17 protein-coding genes and 1 tRNA gene are annotated in these 20,656 nt (G+C 54.6%); 6 read left to right on the top strand and 12 right to left on the bottom strand.

Annotated features, from left to right (window positions below):
- Window positions 1-172: 172 nt before the first annotated feature.
- The gene (locus tag KRAC_RS61190; protein WP_007906554.1) at window positions 173-592 is read right to left on the bottom strand and encodes a response regulator; all 420 of its coding nucleotides are present in this window, start codon (window positions 590-592) and stop codon (window positions 173-175) included.
- Between the two features lie 751 nt (window positions 593-1,343).
- Here KRAC_RS61190 and KRAC_RS09830 point away from each other — a divergent pair.
- Window positions 1,344-2,732, top strand: coding sequence for an ATP-binding protein (locus KRAC_RS09830; RefSeq protein WP_007906553.1), 1,389 nt, complete (start codon window positions 1,344-1,346; stop codon window positions 2,730-2,732).
- Between the two features lie 85 nt (window positions 2,733-2,817).
- On the opposite strand, the gene KRAC_RS09825 is transcribed toward KRAC_RS09830, so the two are convergent.
- Window positions 2,818-3,456: a hypothetical protein gene (locus KRAC_RS09825; protein WP_157506371.1), complete on the bottom strand. Its 639-nt coding sequence runs from the start codon at window positions 3,454-3,456 to the stop codon at window positions 2,818-2,820.
- 278 nt (window positions 3,457-3,734) lie between these two features.
- Window positions 3,735-3,808 (bottom strand) — tRNA-Arg (locus KRAC_RS09820).
- 317 nt (window positions 3,809-4,125) lie between these two features.
- On the opposite strand from KRAC_RS09820, the gene KRAC_RS09815 reads away from it, so the two are divergent.
- Window positions 4,126-5,301 (top strand): YncE family protein, encoded by a 1,176-nt coding sequence (locus KRAC_RS09815; RefSeq protein ID WP_007906550.1) that lies wholly within the window; start codon window positions 4,126-4,128, stop codon window positions 5,299-5,301.
- Between the two features lie 147 nt (window positions 5,302-5,448).
- Here KRAC_RS09815 and KRAC_RS09810 read toward each other — a convergent pair whose 3' ends face one another.
- Entirely contained in the window at window positions 5,449-6,627 is a 1,179-nt protein-coding gene (locus KRAC_RS09810; protein ID WP_040442218.1) for an FAD-dependent oxidoreductase, read from the bottom strand.
- A gap of 421 nt (window positions 6,628-7,048) precedes the next feature.
- On the opposite strand from KRAC_RS09810, the gene aroA reads away from it, so the two are divergent.
- From aroA to KRAC_RS09795, 3 genes are all read left to right on the top strand, one after another.
- On the top strand, window positions 7,049-8,401 hold the full coding sequence (aroA, locus tag KRAC_RS09805) for a 3-phosphoshikimate 1-carboxyvinyltransferase (protein WP_007906546.1): 1,353 nt from the start codon (window positions 7,049-7,051) through the stop codon (window positions 8,399-8,401).
- 170 nt (window positions 8,402-8,571) lie between these two features.
- A complete protein-coding gene (locus KRAC_RS09800) occupies window positions 8,572-8,874 on the top strand; it encodes a hypothetical protein (protein ID WP_007906544.1) in 303 nt (100 codons plus the stop codon).
- Window positions 8,875-8,927: 53 nt separating this feature from the next.
- Window positions 8,928-10,199, top strand: coding sequence for a radical SAM family protein (locus KRAC_RS09795; RefSeq protein ID WP_007906542.1), 1,272 nt, complete (start codon window positions 8,928-8,930; stop codon window positions 10,197-10,199).
- A 71-nt stretch (window positions 10,200-10,270) separates the two neighbouring features.
- On the opposite strand, the gene KRAC_RS09790 is transcribed toward KRAC_RS09795, so the two are convergent.
- The 7 genes from KRAC_RS09790 to ispE all read right to left on the bottom strand — a co-directional run bounded on the left by KRAC_RS09790 (window position 10,271) and on the right by ispE (window position 18,172).
- Window positions 10,271-11,479, bottom strand: coding sequence for a glycosyltransferase family 9 protein (locus KRAC_RS09790; protein ID WP_007906539.1), 1,209 nt, complete (start codon window positions 11,477-11,479; stop codon window positions 10,271-10,273).
- On the bottom strand, window positions 11,476-12,303 hold the full coding sequence (locus tag KRAC_RS09785; RefSeq protein WP_007906538.1) for a GNAT family N-acetyltransferase: 828 nt from the start codon (window positions 12,301-12,303) through the stop codon (window positions 11,476-11,478). Before KRAC_RS09785 ends, KRAC_RS09790 begins: the two co-directional genes overlap by 4 nt.
- On the bottom strand, window positions 12,300-13,637 hold the full coding sequence (waaF, locus tag KRAC_RS09780; protein WP_007906534.1) for a lipopolysaccharide heptosyltransferase II: 1,338 nt from the start codon (window positions 13,635-13,637) through the stop codon (window positions 12,300-12,302). The genes KRAC_RS09785 and waaF (KRAC_RS09780) overlap by 4 nt, the downstream gene beginning before the upstream one ends.
- 188 nt (window positions 13,638-13,825) lie before the next feature.
- Window positions 13,826-14,566, bottom strand: a complete 741-nt coding sequence (locus KRAC_RS09775) for an IMP cyclohydrolase (RefSeq protein ID WP_007906532.1) — start codon at window positions 14,564-14,566, stop codon at window positions 13,826-13,828.
- A gap of 139 nt (window positions 14,567-14,705) precedes the next feature.
- The gene (locus KRAC_RS09770) at window positions 14,706-15,926 is read right to left on the bottom strand and encodes a glycosyltransferase family 9 protein (protein WP_007906530.1); all 1,221 of its coding nucleotides are present in this window, start codon (window positions 15,924-15,926) and stop codon (window positions 14,706-14,708) included.
- The gene (gene waaF / locus KRAC_RS09765; RefSeq protein WP_274532089.1) at window positions 15,923-17,014 is read right to left on the bottom strand and encodes a lipopolysaccharide heptosyltransferase II; all 1,092 of its coding nucleotides are present in this window, start codon (window positions 17,012-17,014) and stop codon (window positions 15,923-15,925) included. The genes KRAC_RS09770 and waaF (KRAC_RS09765) overlap by 4 nt, the downstream gene beginning before the upstream one ends.
- A 216-nt stretch (window positions 17,015-17,230) precedes the next feature.
- Window positions 17,231-18,172: a 4-(cytidine 5'-diphospho)-2-C-methyl-D-erythritol kinase gene (gene ispE, locus KRAC_RS09760; RefSeq protein WP_007906528.1), complete on the bottom strand. Its 942-nt coding sequence runs from the start codon at window positions 18,170-18,172 to the stop codon at window positions 17,231-17,233.
- Window positions 18,173-18,455: 283 nt separating this feature from the next.
- On the opposite strand from ispE, the gene KRAC_RS09755 reads away from it, so the two are divergent.
- Entirely contained in the window at window positions 18,456-19,454 is a 999-nt protein-coding gene (locus KRAC_RS09755) for a hypothetical protein (RefSeq protein WP_040442215.1), read from the top strand.
- A gap of 155 nt (window positions 19,455-19,609) precedes the next feature.
- Here the strand turns inward: KRAC_RS09755 and KRAC_RS09750 are convergent, their stop codons facing one another.
- The gene (locus KRAC_RS09750; protein ID WP_007906526.1) at window positions 19,610-20,422 is read right to left on the bottom strand and encodes a hypothetical protein; all 813 of its coding nucleotides are present in this window, start codon (window positions 20,420-20,422) and stop codon (window positions 19,610-19,612) included.
- Window positions 20,423-20,656: the final 234 nt, after the last annotated feature.

Raw genomic sequence — 20,656 nt, 5'->3', positions numbered from 1 at the left:
CTCTATATAAATAACGAACGAGAAGACGAAAAAGGTGATACGACTTTTCGCTGACGAAGTCCTTGTGGGGAGAGAGGCAAAAGGCGAGGAAGGAAAATGTATATCAGGAAGAGGGATGCGCAGGAGGCTTATACCCAACGAACGCGTCCCTCTTCCTGGACAAAGGACAATATCAGGATAACGCCTTCTCTTCTGAGGTTGCAAGGGCGTGTGTAATCATTCGAATGACACTCCCAATATCCATGGGCTTGCGTAGCTGATAGATGCCACGTTTGCCTAATTCTTCAACCGGGAGGGTCGCGCTCATCATAATAGTCGGGATATTGTGCAATGCATGATACTCTTGTAAGCGGTCATACAATTCAAGCCCATTAATGCCTGGCAGGCGATAATCGAGAAGCAGCAAGCAGGGGTCGATACGAGGAGCCTCTTCCAGTGCCTTTAGACCGTTATCAATCAGTCTAGTGGTATAGGGGGTCTCCTCTTCGATGAGTTGCTGTAAGAACTGACCAATATCGGCGTCATCTTCGACAATCAAAATGGTCGTATTCTGTGGGCCCTTTGCCGCTGGTGGAAAAACATCCCCTGGCATGACAAACTCCTTTTGCAATGGATGAGATTAAACGCCAAGTGTATACGTTTTTCTTAACGAATATACTTTGGGTTCGGTGACGCTACACAATATTTTTCATATGTGCCCTGGTGAGAGCTGTTGCAGAGCAGATACGCCTTCTACTAATAGACGTAGCCTGTCCGCAAAAATAGTAGTTTCGTCTTCCCTGATATATGCATAGAAGTAGGCAGGTGCTAGGCATAAAAGCCGGATTTGGCTATCGCTCTACCATCATTGTAGTCCTCTGATATATAGACATTGGATATATCAGGAAAGAAAGCTTTTTTACAACAGTGTAGTACCTCTACTATTGACATTCGACAAAAACATTGGAAAAAACAAAAAATTCATAGCTCCCCTCTCAAGTTATGCAAGACATTGAGAAGGGAAGGTTCCCAAAACGATAGCAAGTATTGTATCACCTGTATCGAAATTTGTGTATGCTTACTGCCAAGAGTACAGGGCCTTCCAAATTTCTGCTGGCTCTTACCTTGGCTCGCTACGCTCGCCTTCGGGGAAGGGATGTGCAGGAAAAACGGCAAACCGTTTTTCCTGCACATCCCTTCTCCCTTCGCGCCGCAGGCGCGAAGGGCCTTCTTCAAAAGAAAAGTTTCCCATAGGGAGGATGCTTTACTGGTAGCCAGAGAGTTCGTGTGGTACAACATGTGTTTATAGGGGCAAAAATATAGCGATTCGGGGTTACTACATGACAACAACGCAAGGCAAAAATATGACAACTTCTTTTCTGGTTAATAAACGCATCGCCTCGGCGATGCAAGAGGCGCTGTATGGCGCGCAGGGATTGGCGCTTTTAAGACATGTTCTTGATGATGAACCAGGGCAGGCTTTCTTACACCTACTACGGCTTTTAGCGGGTGCCGAGCAGGTGCCTATGCAGGTCGCGTCGGCCTATAGCGAGGTCTTTTACTCATTGGCAGCATCAGAGAATGTGTATATAACAACAGAGCTGTCAGATGCCTGGCAGGCTCACCTGGTGGGTCGCTTGCTTGAGGATGAAAATCCCTGGACGGCTCAGGTCGAGCGGCAGGGGCGCGCATGGCGGGGGAATCAGGCGCGGATTTCGGCTACGCTGCACCGCCAGGCCGCGCGTGAGTTGAAGGCGCTACAGCGACTCTTCGCCCTCTCGGCTGAGGTGGTGTGGGAAGCAGTGCAAAGCGTGCTGGGTGAGACGATGCCCGTATTACGCGATGCCTGGGAACCCTGGCTTGACCTGGGGACAGTTCAGGAGTCAGGGCAGAAGAGTGTGCGAGCCGCTCTTATACACCAGGTTGCTGAGCTGGCGGACTGGAGCGAACTGGCGGGTATGCTGGAAATGCATTGGGCGCGCCAGGGGACAGGCACACTGGCTCGCTATGCTGTCCTACGCTGGCAGGGAAATACGCAGACCCTTGAAGGAATTGCTTATCCCGATGCTATTCATCTCGACAATTTTGTAGGCTATGAGCGGGAACTGCGCAAACTCAAGGCAAATACTGAGCGTTTTCTCGCCGGTATGCCGGCACATGATGCCCTGCTTTATGGGCCGCCAGGAACGGGGAAGTCATCGAGTGTAAAGGCGCTGATCAATACCTACGCCGACCAGGGGCTGCGCCTGGTCGAGGTGCGCAGGGAGTATATTGGTGATCTGCCGCAGATCGTGGCGCGATTGCGCCAGCGCGCGCCGAGCTACCTTGTGTTTATTGATGATCTCTCCTTTGAAGAACATGAAACCGAGTATAAAGTATTAAAGATGCTCCTTGAAGGGACGGCAGAGGCTCGACCACAGAATGTACTCATCTACGCGACGACCAATCGGCTTAACCTGGTACGCGAGCTACATACTGATCGTAGTAAACCCACCGAAGAGGTAAACTGGCGCGACACGATGGATGAGAAGCAATCGCTGGTACATCGCTTTGGCTTGCGGATCACATTTAGCGCACCCAGCCAGGAGCAGTATCTACAGATCGCCCAGGGATTGGCGCAGCAGCGAGGGCTAGCGCTTGAGGACGAGGAGCTGCGTAGCCGGGCTTTGCAGTGGGAGCGCCAACGGGTTGGCCGTTCTGGTCGTCTCGCCCGTCAATTTGTCGATGAATTAGAGGCCGAGATCGGCAGATAGGCATGGAGTGGCCAGTATATGTACTGTACTGGCCGTGCCACGACAACAATCCCAATGGCGCAACCCTGGCAGCGAGCACGACTGATTAAGAGGACTGGCGCAGGATAATTACGCCCTGCGAGATCATTGTCTGCAAGATGCCGCGCATATCCTGGGGTGAGAGTGTGAGCATAGTCGCGATTTTATCAATGGTCATGTTGCCATTGGCGAGCATATAAATTTGACGCCACTTGCGCGGCCAGCGTGAGAGTTCGGTAAAGGGGATCTCTCTGGCGCGCAGGGGGTAGATCTGTGTTGCCTGTGGTGGGCGTATCGCTGGCAAGGGCCGTGTCACGCGTGGCTCCATTGCTGGAACCTGGGGCCTTGCTTGCGAAGGACTGGGCAGGTGAAGAGCGGGAATAGGGCGGGTCGTGCGGTCAGGCGAAGAAGATCTAATGGCGGGATGGGAGGGAGCAGGCGTCTCCGGGTCCTGGTAAGACTTGAGTGACCAGCTAAGGGGGTTGGCTTGCTCAATCAGGCCCTGGGCCTCTTTCCCGGTCATAAGGACTTGCCCATCTTTCCCGGCAATATAACAGGTCTTAATCTCTCCCTGGTAGATGGAGAGCACGATACGGCATGGCTCCTGAATGTGCCCAATACCTGCGGGCAAGGTGGCGTAGCCCCAGCCGTTGTAGCTATAGTCGCGTAACATGCGGTTGAGTGCAGTGAGAGTAACGGTATACACCTGTAACCCCTTGGTATTGTTTTTTGAAGTAGCCAAAGAACGCGGAATGGCACCCTGATAAAAGGGATGGGAATATCCTGACCATTCAGGATATTTGGTGATAATAAAGGCCGAATTGAGATATTGATTTGTGGAAAGGAAGGAAATGCCTGGGCAATAATAACATGTATCGCGACGCACGTCAATACGCTCCGAGAGCCAAACTAGATCTACGCGCATCAAGATATACGTTGATAATACTTAATACAAAAAAGTGCTCTGTAAAAGAGCATAAAAAACGCACCCAGAGGGACTCGAACCCCCGACACTCGATTCCGAAGATCGATGCTCTAATCCGCTGAGCTATGGGTGCTTGCAGCACCTATAAACTACCATACCCTGGTTGTAATGTCAATTCTTTGTGGCCAAATTTTCAAATATGAATTCGTTATATTTTGCATGTAATTATTTTCATGCAAGTTACTCCCCCTCAAACTCTAGAGTTTTATATGATGAGAACGAAAATATTTCTATCCATTGTTTGAGCAAAGTTCTAAAAGTCCTATATGTAAACGTGCAATGCTAGTGCCGGGCTGGGATGGTAGGGAACTTACTTTACTGTAGAACCTCCTGTAGATAACAAATATTGCCTTACGCTGGCGTTGGCAGAAGATGTGGAAAGGGTTGTTTATGAACCTACTACGTAAATATAAGAATTTGTTACTCATTTGCTCCCTCTTGCTGATTGTGCTGGCCGGGTTCGCATTTGTGATGGTGCGTTCCAATCAGGCGGGGGCGCAGGGAGCGTCGGTCCTGACCAGGCATTATCTCTATGTCATTCCCGATGGGGGCATAGATGTCTATGATATCGACCGCGCGCATGCGTTTGTCAGGCATATTGATCTGCCCATGCTCAAAAGTGGGCGTGGCGTGGTCGCCGACCCGGCGACGGCCAGTCTCTTCATCAGTTATGGTGGTAATGGTGGCGCGCATGGCAATGGCTCGTTGCTGAAATATGATTTACTACATGATAGGGTGGTGTGGACGAAAAGTTACGACTTCGGTATCGATAGCATGGCGATTACGCCTGATGGCCAGTCGATTTATATGCCGGGTGGTTCTAACCAGTATCAGGGTTTCTGGCATGTATTGCGCGCTCGTGATGGAGCGGTTCTCCAGGCGATTCAGGTTGGTGGCGGAGCTGCGGGTCATAACACGGTTGTGGGCCTGAGTGGGAAGTATGCCTATCTGGGCGCGCTGAACAACAATCAACTCTATGTGGTGGATACCGCGAGCAACAAGGTTGTGAAGAAGGTGGGACCACTCAAAGATGGCGTCAGGCCCTTTACCGTGAACAACAAGGAGACGCTAGTCTTTACAACTGCCTCCCATTTCCTTGGTTTTGAGGTGAGCGATTTGCAGACGGGCCAGTTGCTCTATAGTGTTCCAGCCGAGGGCTTTGTAGATGGGCTGCATATGTCGGCACCCAGCCACGGTATCTCTCTCTCCCCCGATGAGAAAGAGGTGTATATTGTTGATGCCCCCAATAGCTATGTGCATGTCTTTGACGTGAGTGGTCTTCCCGAACGTGTCCCTCGTAAGATTGCTGATATCAAATTAACAGCTTTCCAGGGCGAAGAGACGCCCTGCGTGTATGATTGTTTGCGCGAGGGCTGGGTGCTGCATAGCCGTGATGGCCGCTATGTCTATGTCGGCGACTCCGGCGACGTCATTGATACGGCGACGCGAACCGTCGTGAAGCATCTTCCTGACTTGATGAATACACGCAAGTACCTGGAGATCGATTGGCGTAACGGTATCCCGGTTTTTACAACCAGTCGCCAGGGGCTGGGCTATGCGTTTTAGCGCGTTCCAGCGGTAATGTGTCTCTCTGGAGAGGGCCTGCTCGACGAACTCTTCAGCCTCCATGTCAAGGTAAAGCAGAATCAGGTTTCCTCTCCAGAGATTTACTGTCGGCCATGACGGATTGTTGTTTTGTATACAGTAGCTTGTTTATGCGACCGAAGATGCTTGCTCAAGGGGATAGGCCGAGAAACGCGCCAGGCGAAAACGCTCCAGGGTGATAGAGGGCGCTTGCTGATAGAGCAAGGCGCCAAGAATTTCTCCCAGTAGTGGGCCGAATTTGAAGCCATGCCCTGTGAGTCCAGTTGCAAAGACAATGCGTGTGTCGCGCGGGTGGTAGTCGAGAATAAAATCTTCGTCGGGGCTGACATCGTACATGCATGTATCAATATGGGCCAGGTGCGCGTCTTGCAGAGCTGGGAGCAGGATTCGTACTTTCTGCGCTATCTGCGCGACAATACTCTGTTCAATAGCAGGTGGCATATCTGGATCAATAGGGGTGCCAAAGGCATGAGAAGTGGCCTTTAACCAGGTGGAACTATAGCCCCTGGTGTTGGTGGTATGCAAGGGAAAACCATAGAGATCATCCGCGATAAAAGCTGGAAATGTGTGGAGCGCAAAGGCTGTGCTGGGAACATCAGTAAAATAGAGCACATACTGGCGTGTTGTTGTAATGGGCAGGCGCAGGTCGCCAAGGATATGTTGAATCCAGGGACCAGTCGTTAAGGCAACCCTTTCGGTCAGCAGGTCGTGCCCATTCTCTAATAGCAGACGAATAGGCAGGCGTGAATTCTCATTGATGATGTGTGTCACACGACAGTTACCAATGATCTTACCACCCATGTCGAGAATAAGTTGTTTGAGGGTTTGTAGGCAGGTTGATGCGTGCAGCAGGCCCGCATCAACGTTATAGGTGAAGCGGTCATATCCGTGGGTATTGAATTGAGGAAAGAGCATATGGCAGTCGTCTTGTGAGAGGAGATCAATGGGGATGCCCTGCTCCTGGAGTACGTGGTAGGCGGGGAGCGTATAGTTGTCCTCTTCCTGTCCCAGCACAAGGACGCCAGTTCGCGTATAGAGGGTGGAGCGACTGTGACGTTCCAAGTGTCTCCAGGCCTGTAAGCTCTGCTGAACCATACGCGGGTAGAGGGTGTCTGATCCATACTCAAAGCGCAGCAGGCGTGAGGGACCACGAGATGTGGCGCGCGCGTGGTCGACAGTATATTGCTCTAAAACATAGACATTCTTAATACCTGCGCGTAGTAAGGCATATGCGGTTGCCAGTCCTACAATGCCTGCTCCTATAATGGCCACATTTGCATGTTGCACGATATATTTGCCTCCTGGAAAATAGCTGTAACATGGAGTAATACGATTATAACAAAATATTTGTATATTATCAATGAATTGCTGCGTGTTATAATTTTGCAGTGTTACGTGTAAATATGTAAGTATTTTTAGTATATATTGTAAGCAATATGTCATAACTTTGTACATGCCATATCAGAGGAAAAGTATGGTGTTATGCTCTACAAATTACATCACTGCTAGGGTGATGTGATAAACGTTATCTACAAATAGCTCCCTGAATGAAGCTTGCGCACTCTGTAAATGATGCCAGCGAAGAGACAACTCTTGTTCCAAATGATATGATAAGGCCAATAATTGATCTGAGAGTGCTGGTTGCTGAAGACGTATGCTTCTGGTCGGAAACGAATGACATAATCTGTAGATTGAGAATGAGAGACATATGGTACACGAAGAATTGCGATCACTGGTTGGCACCGATGTACGTATCGCGATAGAGGAGGCGTCTCGCATACAGGGAAAGCCCGAACTGCCTTCATCGAAGTATTTCACCTTGCGTTATGTGCTGGCGGCCGCGCTTGCTAAAGGCACGAGCATGGTTTACTATCCCGCTCAGAGCGACGATAGTGAGGCCCTTTTTCGTGGCTGCCGGGCCTTAGGTGCTCAATTAGATTGGGTGGATGCGGAGGAAACCATATTGCGTGTGCAGGGTGTGGGCTATCCGCAGGCCGCAGACGCCGTCACCTTGAATGTGGGGAACGCGGGCGCCGTCCTGCGTTTATTGCTGGGCCTGGGCGCCTGTCTGTCTGAAATCACCTTTGTAACCGATCACCCGCAGTCTCTGGGGAAACGCCCCAATCGCGAGCTACTGGAGGCATTGAGTACGCTGGGCGCAACGTATCAGGCGGAGGGAGCAGAGGGATGCCTCCCCATCACCTTGCGGGGAAGCGCTCTCCATGGCGGCAAGGTGCGTATTTCGGGTGCGCGTAGCTCGCAGTATATCAGCGCCTTGCTCTTCCTGGCCCCGCTTCTCCCAGAGGGTTTGGAGATCGAGATTATCGATGGCTTAAAATCGCAGCCCTTTGTGCGCTCCACCTTGCAGGTATTGCACGAGGCTGGCATCCAGTTTGAGCACTCGGCTGACTTGAGTCATCTATCGGTTCCAGGCAAGCAGCAGTATCAAGCTCGAGAGTATATCTTACCAGGCGATTATCCTTCCGCGGCGGCGCTGATCTCAGCCTGCATAAGCGCGACTGATCCAGCAAGTGAACTGGTATTAAACCGCTTGAAGCCCGGAGACGAGATTGGCGACGCCCTGCTGGTGGCTTACCAGGCTATGGGCGCCCAGTTGGATATCGCTGGCGAGCAGGTAACGGTACGGGGAGGAACTACCCTCCAGGGGGTTCGCGTAGATGGTGATCGCATCATTGACTGTATTCCGGTGCTGGTTGCCGCGGCCTGTTTTGCCCAGGGGGAGAGCGTCTTCTACAATATCGAGACATTGCACTACAAAGAGTCAGACCGCATTGACGATCTGTGTGCAGAGCTACGGCGTGCGGGCTGCGATGTCACACCTCAGCGTGACGCAATTATTGTACGCGGTCGCCCGCAAGGGATTGAGGGAGGCGTGACCGTGGATGGACATAATGACCACCGCCTCCTGATGGCCCTGGCAATTGTGGGCATGCGTTGTCGCCATGGCCTGGCTCTGACTGGTAGCGAGCATATTGCCAAGAGCTACCCCCATTTCTTCGCGCAGCTTAAAGAACTGGGCGTGCCCATAAGATTGGCATAGCCCTCTCATCCAAGATGTCTAAGTATCCCTGGCTACCTTTGGCGGGAAGCTGGAAAAAAAAGAGCTATGGTGATACAATAGCCTGCGATCAGGCGACGACGAAGCGACCGGGGTATGACTGAAGATCCACTCTAACGATCCGTGGCGATGACAGCGAAAGGAATTGAATTGTGTATAAGTTTAAAGGCTTTGATAGCGCGGAGTGCGGCGACAGCATGTCCGCACTGGAAGCGATGATCAATGCCTGGATGGAAGCCGAGCATCCACGCATTCGTCATGTCTGTCAGAGTATGCGTGGTGAGCATATTTTACTCAGCTTCGTCTATGAGGATGCACGGCTGTTGGAGCAACGGGTCGCAGCCAGCACGCAGACTGGAATCACAGGTGGCTTCCCCCGTATTTACGATGAAGATCTTATGGATGAGCGCCCAACAAGCCCTCGTATTCCGGCGACACCACCTCCTATGCATTAGCTCCGGGCTGTTACTCTATAGTTGCATTTTTTGAGGTAAAATAAAGGATCAGCATGCCAGTTCCACATTTGCTTTACAGTACTCCAGATGGAGAGATTCGCGAAGAGACGCGGCTACAGGCGCTCGCCTTTGGTGGCAAGCCGTTGGAAGCCAGAGACTTAATACCCTTGCCAGACGGAGTGACGCTTTCGATGATGCCGGATCGTCTCGCGGTTGGACTCAAGAAGACTGGTGAGCGACAGGTGCTGGCAGCGAGCAGGGGGTGGGCCGTAGCGGCTCTCTTGCCAATTGGATATACGCGTACTCTGTTGCCAGAATATGAAAAGGTGCCGGAGACCGAGCCTCTGCCCTTCTTTGGCTATAGTGCTGTTGCCTCCATAAACGGCGAACTTTACGTAGCCGCCGTCAAGACGGATGACCCCCATAAGTGGCACCCTCGTTCGTTTCCGCGCAAGAAGCTAGAGCACGCGGTACATGCCAAACTTGAGGCCTTCCCCGAAAACCGCGTCGTGCGCCAGCATGCGCATTGCGCCCTGGATTACTCCTGCCCAACCGCCAGTAACCTGTTCCTTGAGCGTTGGGAGATGGCTATCGCCGTGTCGCCCGGATGTAACGCGCGCTGTATTGGGTGTATCTCTAAACAGGAAGAAGAGGACCTGATCTCACCTCAGGACCGTCTGGACTTTATTCCCACGGTTGAGGAGATTGTAGAGGTCGCGGTCCCTCACCTGGAGAGCGCCGAAGAGGCCATCGTCAGCTTTGGGCAGGGTTGCGAGGGCGAACCCCTCATGCAGTGGAAGCGGATCGAGCGCGCCATTATGGCGATGCGCGCACAAACGAAGCAGGGCGTCATTAATATCAACACGAATGGTAGTAATCCCCGCTGGTTGCAGCGCTTATATGACGCGGGCCTGGATACGATTCGTGTCAGCACCATCTCCGGGCATCCCGAAACTTACACCGCCTATTATCGCCCCATCGGCTATCGCTTTGAGGATGTCAAAGAATCGCTGAAGCGTGCTCATGAAGAGGGGCTGTATACCTCGATCAACCTGCTCTGTTTTCCAGGGATGATCGACCGTGAACGCGAGATCGAGGCACTCCTGGCCCTCGCGCGTGAGACGGGCCTGCGCCTGATTCAATTGCGCAACCTCAATATTGATCCAGAGGTCCTGCTTCCACGTATGCCTGACCTGGACAGCATGGGGAAGGCGCTAGGCATGAAGGCCTTCATTGAAACCCTTCGGCGCGAGATTCCCGAGGTCGCGCTTGGCAATTTCACGCGTCCCATCCAGCGTGCCCAGGCGCAGCCTTCAGAGTTATAACAAGAGGAAAGGGTATGGTGACAGGTTAACGGAGTCAGCCTGTCACCATACCCTTCTTCTATGCAAAATTGCTATTCTGTGGCGGTGGATGTGGCACCGTGCCATTTGCCGTGAAGGCGGAGCATGCGGCGGGCGGCGGCGGCTACAGGCTCGACGCCAAGCTGCGTCAGGCAGTCGCGTGTCGCGCAACCTTCGGGCGTGCCGAGCTGATGCCCACGATAGAAGCAGGGCATACAGGGGAGATCAAGGTGGACAATAGTAGCCAGGTCTTTCCTATCGCCGGTATAGGGTCCCCAGGCCTTGTAGTTGGTCAGGCCAAAGATGGCAACCACGGGCGTTTCCACGGCGGTCGCCAGGTGGGCCAGACCTGCATCATTGCCGATAAAGAGGTCCGCTAGCTCCAGCACAGCGGTCGCAACCTTAATATTGCCCTTCCCCGCCAGGCTACGCACCGGAATGCCCGAGTGAAGCTGGCTCATAATCTGTTGATGTAGCTCGACTTCTTCAGGCCCTCCAACTAGCAGTAGCTGACCTCCGGTCTCTTTGTACAGTGTGTCGGCAAGCTGGGCGAAGCGCTCAGGTGCCCAGCGACGCGCCGTGCTATAGCCACCGCTTCCTGGATGCAAGGCGATAATTGGATGTGGTGCTGCCTCTGGCAAGCTTGCACCATAGACCAGTTCGCGCGCCGCTTCTCGTTCGGCCTCGTTGAGCGGAATTTCGAGTTTCGGTGTGTGTACCGTCGCGCCAACCGCGGCCGCGACCGCCATATTATATTCCGCTTCATGCATCGTGCCAAAGCCCTCGTCCTTGACCCGAACATTGAGAAACCAGCCATGCCCATTGTCGAGACCAACGCGCCACTTCGCGCCCGTGGCCCGCATCAGGGCCTGGTGTTTTAGGCGTCCAAAGCGCAGTGTCAGGTGGTGGAAGAGCAGGACTGCGTCATAATGCCCCTCGCGTAAAGGTTTGAAGATATCCGCGAGGCGCTTTAAATTGCTTGGATGCTTGATGATCTGTTGTGGGTAGTCGAAGAGATATTTATCCAACACAATAATGTTATCAATCACAGGCCAGCCCTTCAGGAGGCTCGCGGAATCGGGAGTGACCAGCAAGTCGATACGTGCCCGGGGGTAGCTCTCGCGTAGAGCACGCAAGGCCGGAGTCGCGAGGAGCAGGTCGCCGAGGCCCGCCAGCTTCACGACCAGGATGCGCGCATCTGGAGCCAGGGTGATGGATGAGTGTATTGGCTCAGTGGTCTCGTGTGTTAGTGCATTGTTCATGCCAGGCTCCGCTTATAAAAAGATTTCTGCCCCAGCGTACGAAAGCCAATACGCTGGTAGAGACGTTTGCTCTGCTCGGTTGGAGAGAGGGTCGCGATGTGATAACCCAGGCGCTCTGCCTCATTAAGGACATGAAGTATCATGCTGGCGGCAACGCCCTGGCGGCGTGCCTCGGGCAGTGTGCCAATGCCATAAATACCTGCCACGCCATGGGAGAGCAAGAGCGAGGCGCTGGCAACCACGCGACTATCAAGCGAGCCAGTAAAGTGGCGCCAGGCCAGGCCTGGGCCGAAACCAGAGGCGAGATACGTCTGGTAGTAGAGCTTTATCCTGTCTGCCGTTGATTCAAAGGCGACCTGTTCAACATCGCAGAGCTGTTGTAATTCCTGCGCATTGCTGACTTCCCTAATGGCTAAGGTTGGCGCTGTAATTACGTTCTGTTCACGTGCGGGTAGTGCGAGCGTCATAATGTCATCGTCGTAGACATGGGTAAAGCCCTGGGCCAGTAATAACTCTTTCAGGTGCGCTGGCTGTGAGGCTAGATAGAGTGTCCAGCCAAAACTCCTGGCCTGGCGTTTCGTATAGTACTCAATGATCGCCTGGATGCGTTGTTCGATGTATGCCGGGTCGTCTGGTGTGAAGCGCGAACGCAAGACACCATTCAGCGTAGGCGTGACCGCGAACCAGAGCAGTTCCGCATCCTCTCGTAGCTCCGCACCATGAATAACGCGTCCAAAGCAGGCCATTTCTTCGGCGAAGTTCGCGGATGCCGAGGCTGGCAGAGAGGGATCGTTGGCGAGTATCGGCTGGTGTTGCTGGCTCATGCGTTTCCTCCCTGGAGAGACTGGCTGGACTCCTGCGTACGTGTCCGAGCGCCCTCCAGTTTGCTGAGGACGGCGGAGTGTACCTGTTCGGGCGAAATATCCTTCATACACTGCGTTGTATGGAAGCGGCAGTTGGCAGGTCCCTTGGCGAAGTAGCAGGGGCTACACCAGATGTCGCTGCGCAGTACCGTGGCGTGAGGACTTACCGGGCCGCTCATCTGGGGATCAGTTGGGCCATGAATGGCGATTAGCTCCGAGCCCACAGCAGCGGCAATATGCATGGGGCCGCTATCGCCAGAGATGACGATATCCGCGTGCTTGAGCAGGGCCGCCAGTTGAGGCAGATTGGTCTTGCCAGCAAAATTATACATATGTGCATGCGTGCGTTTGAGCACGGCCTCGATTAATGGCTGATCTTTAGGGGCCCCGGTCAGGATGACGTTCATGCCATCCTCGTTTACCAGGCGCTCTATGAGACGCGCCCAGTAGGGGATCGGCCAGCGTTTCGCATAGCCATTGTGTGAGCTAACCTGGCAGGCAACCAGCGGTTTCTGTGGATCTATGCCCTCCGCCTGGAGCAGGTCGGCGACCTCTTGTTCACTCTTTGGCGTGATATGCAGGGTGGGCACACGCGACTCCTGGTCAAGGGCGGCGCCACAGGCATGTAGCAGCTCCATACAGTAATCGACTTCGTGTTTCCGCTCTCCCTCGGCCCAGTGACGGCCAGGGACACTCTCTGTCATAAAACCGGGATAGCCCTCCGCGCCGAAGCCAACACGTCGCGGTGCGCGACTGAGCACAGAGAGGATACTGGCCCAGGGACCAGAGACGCTAACGGCCAGGTCATAGTCTCGTTCGCGCATCTGCTGACGTAGGGCCTGGGCCTCGCGCCAGTTGCGTGTTTGCAGCAGGGCTTTGGGGCGGCGCCAGATATTGGGATCATAGGTCAGAAGTTGCGTGATATCGGGATCTCCGCGCACAATGGATGCGCTAGAAGGAATGGCCAGCAGGTCGATCTCCGCCTCCGGGTAGGTCCGCTTCAACTGGCGCACCACAGTCATAGACATAACCAGGTCGCCAATAAGATCGACGCGAATGACCAGAATGCGTTTGGGATGGAACGTCTGAGGCGAGAGAGGCGGTCGCGCTTGCCCAAGAGCGCGAAGCTTGAGATAGGCTCCCACACCTCTCAGGGCCAGGGAAATACCACCTAGCAAGAGGCGCCGGCTGGTATGGACGACCGTGTTGCGCAGCTTGCGCTGGGCGTCGGGTCGTGTTGGGTAACCGTACTCGTCGAGATCTTGTATTGTTGGATCGACTGCTGTCTGTGTCATACTACCATCCCAGATTGTGAGCTGTTTGCCTCGGCGATCCTGCGGCAGGGCAGGGGCCTCCTCCCTGCATTATAGAGAGCTAAAGAGAAAGATGCAAACTTTTAACCGAAACGCATATATTTAGTTGGCGTAGTGTGGGAGGCCCTGGCAGCTGCAGACTGCCAGGGCCTTCCACACTACTTTAACACTTAGCGGACCTCTGATTCAAAGCGGTTATGGATCTGGAGAGTGCTCTGGCCATCGTCGGCAATATACTTTACGGCGAGCGAGATGCGATTATCCTCATTCAGCGCGTTCCAGTAGAAGCTGAGGACCTCTTCTGGTGCTCCCTGGCAGGGAAGGAGGAGGGGATCGCCTGTAAAGCTAGGCAGAGGCGTGCCAGGACTCATATAGGTCGTGAGCCCATAGCCATAGCCAGGGGCGGGCGTAGCGGGATGGTAGGTGTAGCGGTCGGTAAGTTCTGGATTTGTCTGATTTGCTTTGAGAATGCTCAGGGTGATGGGGCCTGGCTGCTGTCGTAGATCGATCATACCGCTGATGCGAGGTGTAAAGTGCGGGGCGTCCGGTTCACGTTCACGCGTCGCCAGGGCCGCGTCAAAGGATAGCCCCGCCTGGAGGGACTGGTACAGCGTGCGCGTCTGGTCCCCATTGCTGACGAGGTAGATCCCAGGAAGTTCGAGCATGGCCTCATAGATGATCAGGCTGGGATCGGCGACAAGGCTGGCGTCAACTGGCTCCGTCTTCAAAACGTTCCCTGACACAGTGAAGCGCCGATTACGGCTCTGTTCGCTGCGACCCATGATCCAGTACGCGATAATCCAGCCATGATCATCTGAAGCACGACCAAGGACGAGTCCGCGCCCTGGATAGGGATTGCTGCGAATATGCTTCACAAAGGCATTGGTAGCGATAGTATTGGCATCTATCATAAAGCGTAAAAAACTCCTTCAAGCGGCCTTGCGGCATGGTTAAATGGGGGTTCTGTTCCCAGTATAGAACATGGAGGGAGAAGTGCGCTAACCAGGGTGAGCATGGGCTACTCAGATTAGCGCCCGTTTATCATGCGGCTCAAGAACGCGAAGGAGTATTATGCGCGTTGTTTGCGGGAGAGAGGATATTTCTGGCGAGCGCGAGCACGCTTTCTTCAGGTACCACGCGTACGCAAGGGTGCTGGGGAAGCTCTTCGGCTGTAAAGTCCAGGCGTCCGCACGGGATGCTTGGGCAGCCGGGACAGCGCTGTGTTGAAGTGATAACGCGGTGACGCGCAGGAGCGCCCCAGGGGCCAAAGATGCGGCTATCGGTTGGACCAAAGATGCGTATGGTCGGTACATCTTGCGTGACTGCCAGGTGCAGGGGACCATTATCCACGCCCATCACCAGGCTGGCGCGTTGCAATAGTGCGGTAAGCTGTCCCACACTGCTATCGCTGATGCTGAGCGGTTGCGTGACCATCCCCTCAGCGACCTCTTCCAGCAAGGGTCGCTCCTTCGGCGTCCCGGTCAAGACAAAGCGGAGCGTAGGATAAGAGGCCTGGAGCTGATTGGCGCAGTTCGCCCAGGCCTCCGAGCGCCAGAGCTTGACCGCTCCACCGGTGCCGGGGTGAATGACCACGACAGGCGTCTCGGGCGCGATTCCGGCATCATGCAGCGTCTGAGCCACCCACCGCCGTTCTTGCTCCGTTGGCTCAAAGCGAAGTGGATAGCGTTCTGGCGTGAACGGTGCCTCCAGGGGAGGCTGCCCAAGAGCTTGTAGGCCCGCACTGGCCAGCTCCAGATTATAGAAGGTCGAGTGCTGATGCTCAGGAAAAGGGAGCGCGTGCGAGAGGAACGGCGTCGCGGGCGGGAGCGCGTAGCCAACACGGCGGGGAATACCCGCCAGGTAGATGAGGACCGCGCCCCACCAGAAGTCGGGCCGCAGGTTGATCGCGACATCGTAGTTGCCAGCGCGTAGCTGCTTCGCCAGTTTGAATAGGAGCATGTAAGGCGCGAGTGGGTGCTGCGAGGCGCGCTGAAAGCCTGGAAAAGCACAGGGAATGAGTGCATCCAGGGCCGGGTGGCGCTCGACAATCGCGCTGGACCAGGGACCAACCATCATCGCGATATGCGCCTCGGGGAGTTGCGTGCGTAGCGCATCCAGGACGGGCGTCGCCAGCACCATATCCCCCAGGTGATCCGGGCGCAACAGCAGAATACGTGGGTTCTTTCCTGGCTGTTTACGCGCTCGCTGGATGCGAGGCCAGCCCAGGAGACGGACCAGGAGGAGGATCAGCGTGCGTAGAGCCAGTTTCATGGGCGCACCTCGTGATCGCTCCCGCTGGGAACCAGGCGCTGAACGGCTTCCCAGGCATCCTCTACCGTGATCGCTTGCATACAGGTGCAATTCTGGCACTCGCGCATCTTGCCCAGGAAGAAGCAAGGCTGGCGTGTGGGATGCTTCCACAGGCCGATATGCCTGGGATCATTGGTGGGATAGGGGCCATACTCCTCGGGACTGGTCGGACCGAAGATGCCTATGACGGGAATATCGACGGCGGCGGCCAGGTGCATGGGACTGCTATCGTTGCCAATATAGAGCGAGCAGGCTTCGAGTTGTGCCGCCAGCTCGCCAATGCTGGTCTTGCCAGCCAGGTCCAGGACGCTGCCCGTAGGCACCTCCAGGCCTTCCAGCAATTGCTGGGTCAGTGGAGCATCGCCAGGACCGCCAATAAGCAGGACACGCGCGCCCAGATCCCATACCAACTTCTGCACCAGAGCGCGATAGCGCTCAAGGGGCCAGCGCTTGGCCGTCAGGTCCATGCCGGGATTACTGCCACCACCGACAAAGACGGCGATCTGTGTTCCCTGGTAGTGTTGCGCCGTTTGACACTCCTGGGGCGTAGGCACAAAGCGCATGCTTGGCTGCTCAATAGGAAGCTTTAGCGCACGCGCCAGGTCGAGGTAGATATCGGCTTCGTGCTGCAAGTGTTCAGACGAGGAAGAGACTGGAACGCGATCTGTGAGGGAGAAGCCACGCCCCTTGCTATCTGGTCCAACACGTCTTGGCACGCCCGCGAGCCAGGGGAGCAGGGTCAGCATCGGCGAGCGATCAAGCACGAAGGCCATATCAAAGTGCAAGGCTCGCAGGCGACGGGCAAAGGCACGATAGTCGCGCAGGCTGTAGCGACCAGGAATGCCAACAGAGCCACAGTCGATGACCTCGGTCACGGCTGGATGGTGCTCGGGAATAACTTTCGACCAGGAACCCGCTACATAGGTGATACGCGCTTCAGGGTAAGCTCGGTATAGCACCTCCAGCAGAGGCGTAGTCATGATCAAGTCACCCAGACAGCAAGGTTTGATAATGACAATGGAGCGTGGATGTTTTTTGGCGCGTTGCACGAAAGGAGCGCGAAATAAATCGAGAAGCGCAAATGGGAAGCGCAGAAGCGTGCAAAGCGCACTGATAATATGCTGACGCAGGGCTGGAAACCTCCAACTTCTCTCTATATACACAAGTCTCTAGAGACTTACCTATTCCTCTACTGGAATGGCTCTATTGTAGCAGATTTCCGCTCACTGGAGAGAGAAGTTGGGACCGGTGTGGTCAGAAAGGCCCTAGAAGAAGCTTGCCTCTGTTCCCTGAGGATAGATGGCGCGTGTCAGGTAGACTTCGTAGCCTTGCGCCAGCAACTGCTGATGGACCTGGGAAGCGTTGCTCAATTGTGCGAAGGGCGCGAAGAGAGTGGGGCCGCTGCCAGAGAGAAAGATATGGGCCGCGCCCGCCTGGAGCATATTTTCACGAGCCTGCGCGACTTCAGGATAGCATTCAAGCACGCCGCGCTGGAGGCTATTGTGTAGATCTGAAAGCTGGAAATTGCTCTTGTGCGCGAGCGCGTCCTGTACCTTGCGGCTATTGGTGCCATCGCTGTAGTCAGCAGGGGAGAGATTGCGAAAGACCAGGGCGGTCGAGACGCTGATAGATGGTTTGAGCAGAATGAGCCAGCGCATAGCTTGTGGCCAGTGGGGAGCAAGAGGCGTGATGCGCTCGCCGCGTCCCTCGCACAGGGCCAGACCACCGGTCAGGAAGAAGGGGACATCTGAACCCAGGGCAGCCGCGATTTCATGCAGGTCAGTCATTGACAGCGGCAGATTCCAGCCCTCTTTCAGCAGGAGCAGCGCCGCAGCGGCATTGCTACTTCCGCCACCCAGGCCAGCCGCTACGGGAACGCGCTTCTGGTGCTCAATGACAAAACCATGCTCCAATGAGAGGCGCTGGCGCACCGCCTGCACGGCGCGCACGATCAGATTCTCTGCCGTGCTCAACTGTGGTCGTGAGCAGATAATCTCGACTCGCGGCTCCTCAATTTCGCTGACACAGATGGTATCGTAAATATCTAGTGTTTGCATCAGTGTAACAAGCTCATGAAAGCCATCCGCGCGCCGTCCCAGGACATCGAGGGTCAAATTAATTTTGGCGTATGATTGAACGAAGCGCGTCCGTCCAGGCGTCGAGCCAGTGTAGTCTGTTGATTGTGATGTGATATATGCGTTTCCCATGCCTGCATTGTGCCTTGAACGCCTGTGATTGTCAAGCTTTTGTGCTGCTCTTGCTCCAGGTTCCCCAACCTCCTTTGCATCTGCCTCCTTCACGCCTGCAAAGCCAGCCCACCACCAGGCATCCCCTTACCCCTAGGCGCCGCAGGCGTGAAGGAGGCATAGCCTAGAAATCCCCTTGAACAAGATGACACGGACTAGGCTATGATATACTGTGATATAAACATGCACCGATTGCCCGTGTAGAGCTTCGCGTAGAACGCCTATTTCTGGAGTTTTGATGTCAATGGATATTACCGTCGCCTACTTCCATCCTTTATTTCATCCTGAGATGGTTAAACGTGATTTTGAGCAGATTCGTGCGGCTGGGGCAAATAGCATTGTCTATGCCGTTCACGAAGAAGAGGAGCAGCGCTGGGGAAAGGATCTGGAGCGAGGGTTACGACAGGCACAGGATGCTGGCCTCAAAATCATCCTTAGCCTTGGGCGCTATGGCAATCTTTTTGCAGGCCCCTCACATATGCCAAGCTGGTACACTTTTCGGCATCCACAATCGCGTGTGCAGGATCGGCATGGGCGTCACCACGGGATGACCTGTTACAATCATGAGCCCTTCCGCTCCTGGCTCCTGGGGGAGATCGAATTTTACCTGAAAAATTACCCCATTAGTGGCCTGCTGATCGACGAGCCGCGCGGCCCTGAGATTACCTGTTATTGCCCGGTATGTCGTGCGCTCTGCCCAGATATTACCGATCTGGAACATTTTCGGCGCCGCTCCATGGTGGACTTCTTTGGCGAGCTGTTTGAATCCGTGAAGCGCATAAACTCCAGGATCACGACGACCATTGTGCTCTTACCCGAGGACCTGGAATTGATGGAGGAGTTGGCGACTATTCCTGAACTTGATACGATGGGTTGCCATCTCTTCTGGCAATTATTGGGGGAGGATGTCGCGAAGGTTGAGGAATGGGGGCGCAAGCTTGTTGAACTGACCAGGAGGCAGGAGAAGCGCAGTCAGCTCTGGTTACAGAACTATAACCTGCGGGAAGCGGAGGAGCCAGAGCTGGAGGTCGCCTTTAAAAAATTATGTAGCGCTGATCCAGACGAGATTGCCTGCTATTACTACTGGCGCAACAATGAGCGCCCCGAGCAGGTCTGGGAAACGACCAGGGGTCTCCTACGGCGTATTCCGCGCAAGCAACTCTTCTGGCGGCAATCCACGCTCCCGCGTGTCCCCGCTATCGTCCTGCCTGACGAGAAGCATGTAGACACAGGCAGCAAATGAGTCCAAGCTAGCTTGGACCCTACAACTCATAGAGACGCTTGCGGTACTCCGCATTGGGTAAGGGGAGTGTTGGCAGGTTGGCTTTGCCAACCTGCCAACACTCCCCTTTATTACCCTGCGAGCCACGTAGTGGCGAGAAGTCGCTTTTTATGTAGCTAGCGTTGAAGCGAGAACGGTGAGGAGGAATCCCCCTTCTCCTCGTGAAGCTTTTCCAGGAGGGCGCGGAGCGCTTTTACCTGCTCTTGGGTGGTCTCCAGGCTCTTATCTGCTTCCAGCACCACACCCTGGACATTGAGGGCCTTGAGGGTGCGGGTATCGTTCTCATTGAGACGCCCACCGACACGGATGAAGGCAGGATGCTGGACGGACCCACGAACGGTATTGTAATGGAGAATATCCTCGATGCTCAGGGAGCCAAATGGCTTCTCGATATCGAAGTCCAGGAGAATCGCGGCAATGCCATCGAGTCCAGACAGGTTACGGATAGTAAAGTATGGTGAGACATCGCCCGAGCGGAGCGGCGACATAATATTTTGTACGGGGAGAATGACAACCTTCTCTACATCTTTGGACTCCTGAGCCAGGAGGTGCGCTGGCGCATTGAGCGGCAGCGTGATGTAATTGAAGCCCTGCTCTTTGATACTGGTAATAGCTTCGCCATTGAGCGATTCGCCATTGCCAGCCAGGTGCAGCCCGAGGACTATATCCTCCTGGTAGGAGCGTGCTGCGTCAACTTCTTGCTTTAGTGCGGAGAGAGCAGCGCTATCTTTGCCGTCCCATTGAAAAAGCAACCCATCGGCACCAGCTTTGAGCGCTGCTTCCGCGCTGCCCGAGCTAACCGTGGGAAACTCGACGACGATGGCGGCGGCGTGCGCCTTGGATTCGGCTCTGCTTTTGCCCAAAAAGCCCATCCCGCTACTACTTCGCGCCCGGCGTGCCTGCGTAAACAAATCATGCAGTTTAGCCATATCCTAACGTGTCTCCTTATCGTTTCACAGCCACCTCCTGGTGGCCAGTGCGATGCAATATGCAATAGAGTAGAAAACGGTTCTGATCAAACTGGATGTTGTGTGCATTATAGCACGTTTTCGCGAGGCCCGGCAGGAGCCTCTTATGGGTTGCGTCTTGTGCGAAGATAATAGCAGGATGGTAGTGGGAGAGGAGGGAGAACAGAGCAAACAAACGATAAAGGAGTCAAATCG

Source organism: Ktedonobacter racemifer DSM 44963 (assembly GCF_000178855.1).
GTDB lineage: Bacteria > Chloroflexota > Ktedonobacteria > Ktedonobacterales > Ktedonobacteraceae > Ktedonobacter > Ktedonobacter racemifer.
Note: the sequence above shows the minus strand (reverse complement) of the source record. Positions and strands in the feature narration are given on the sequence as shown.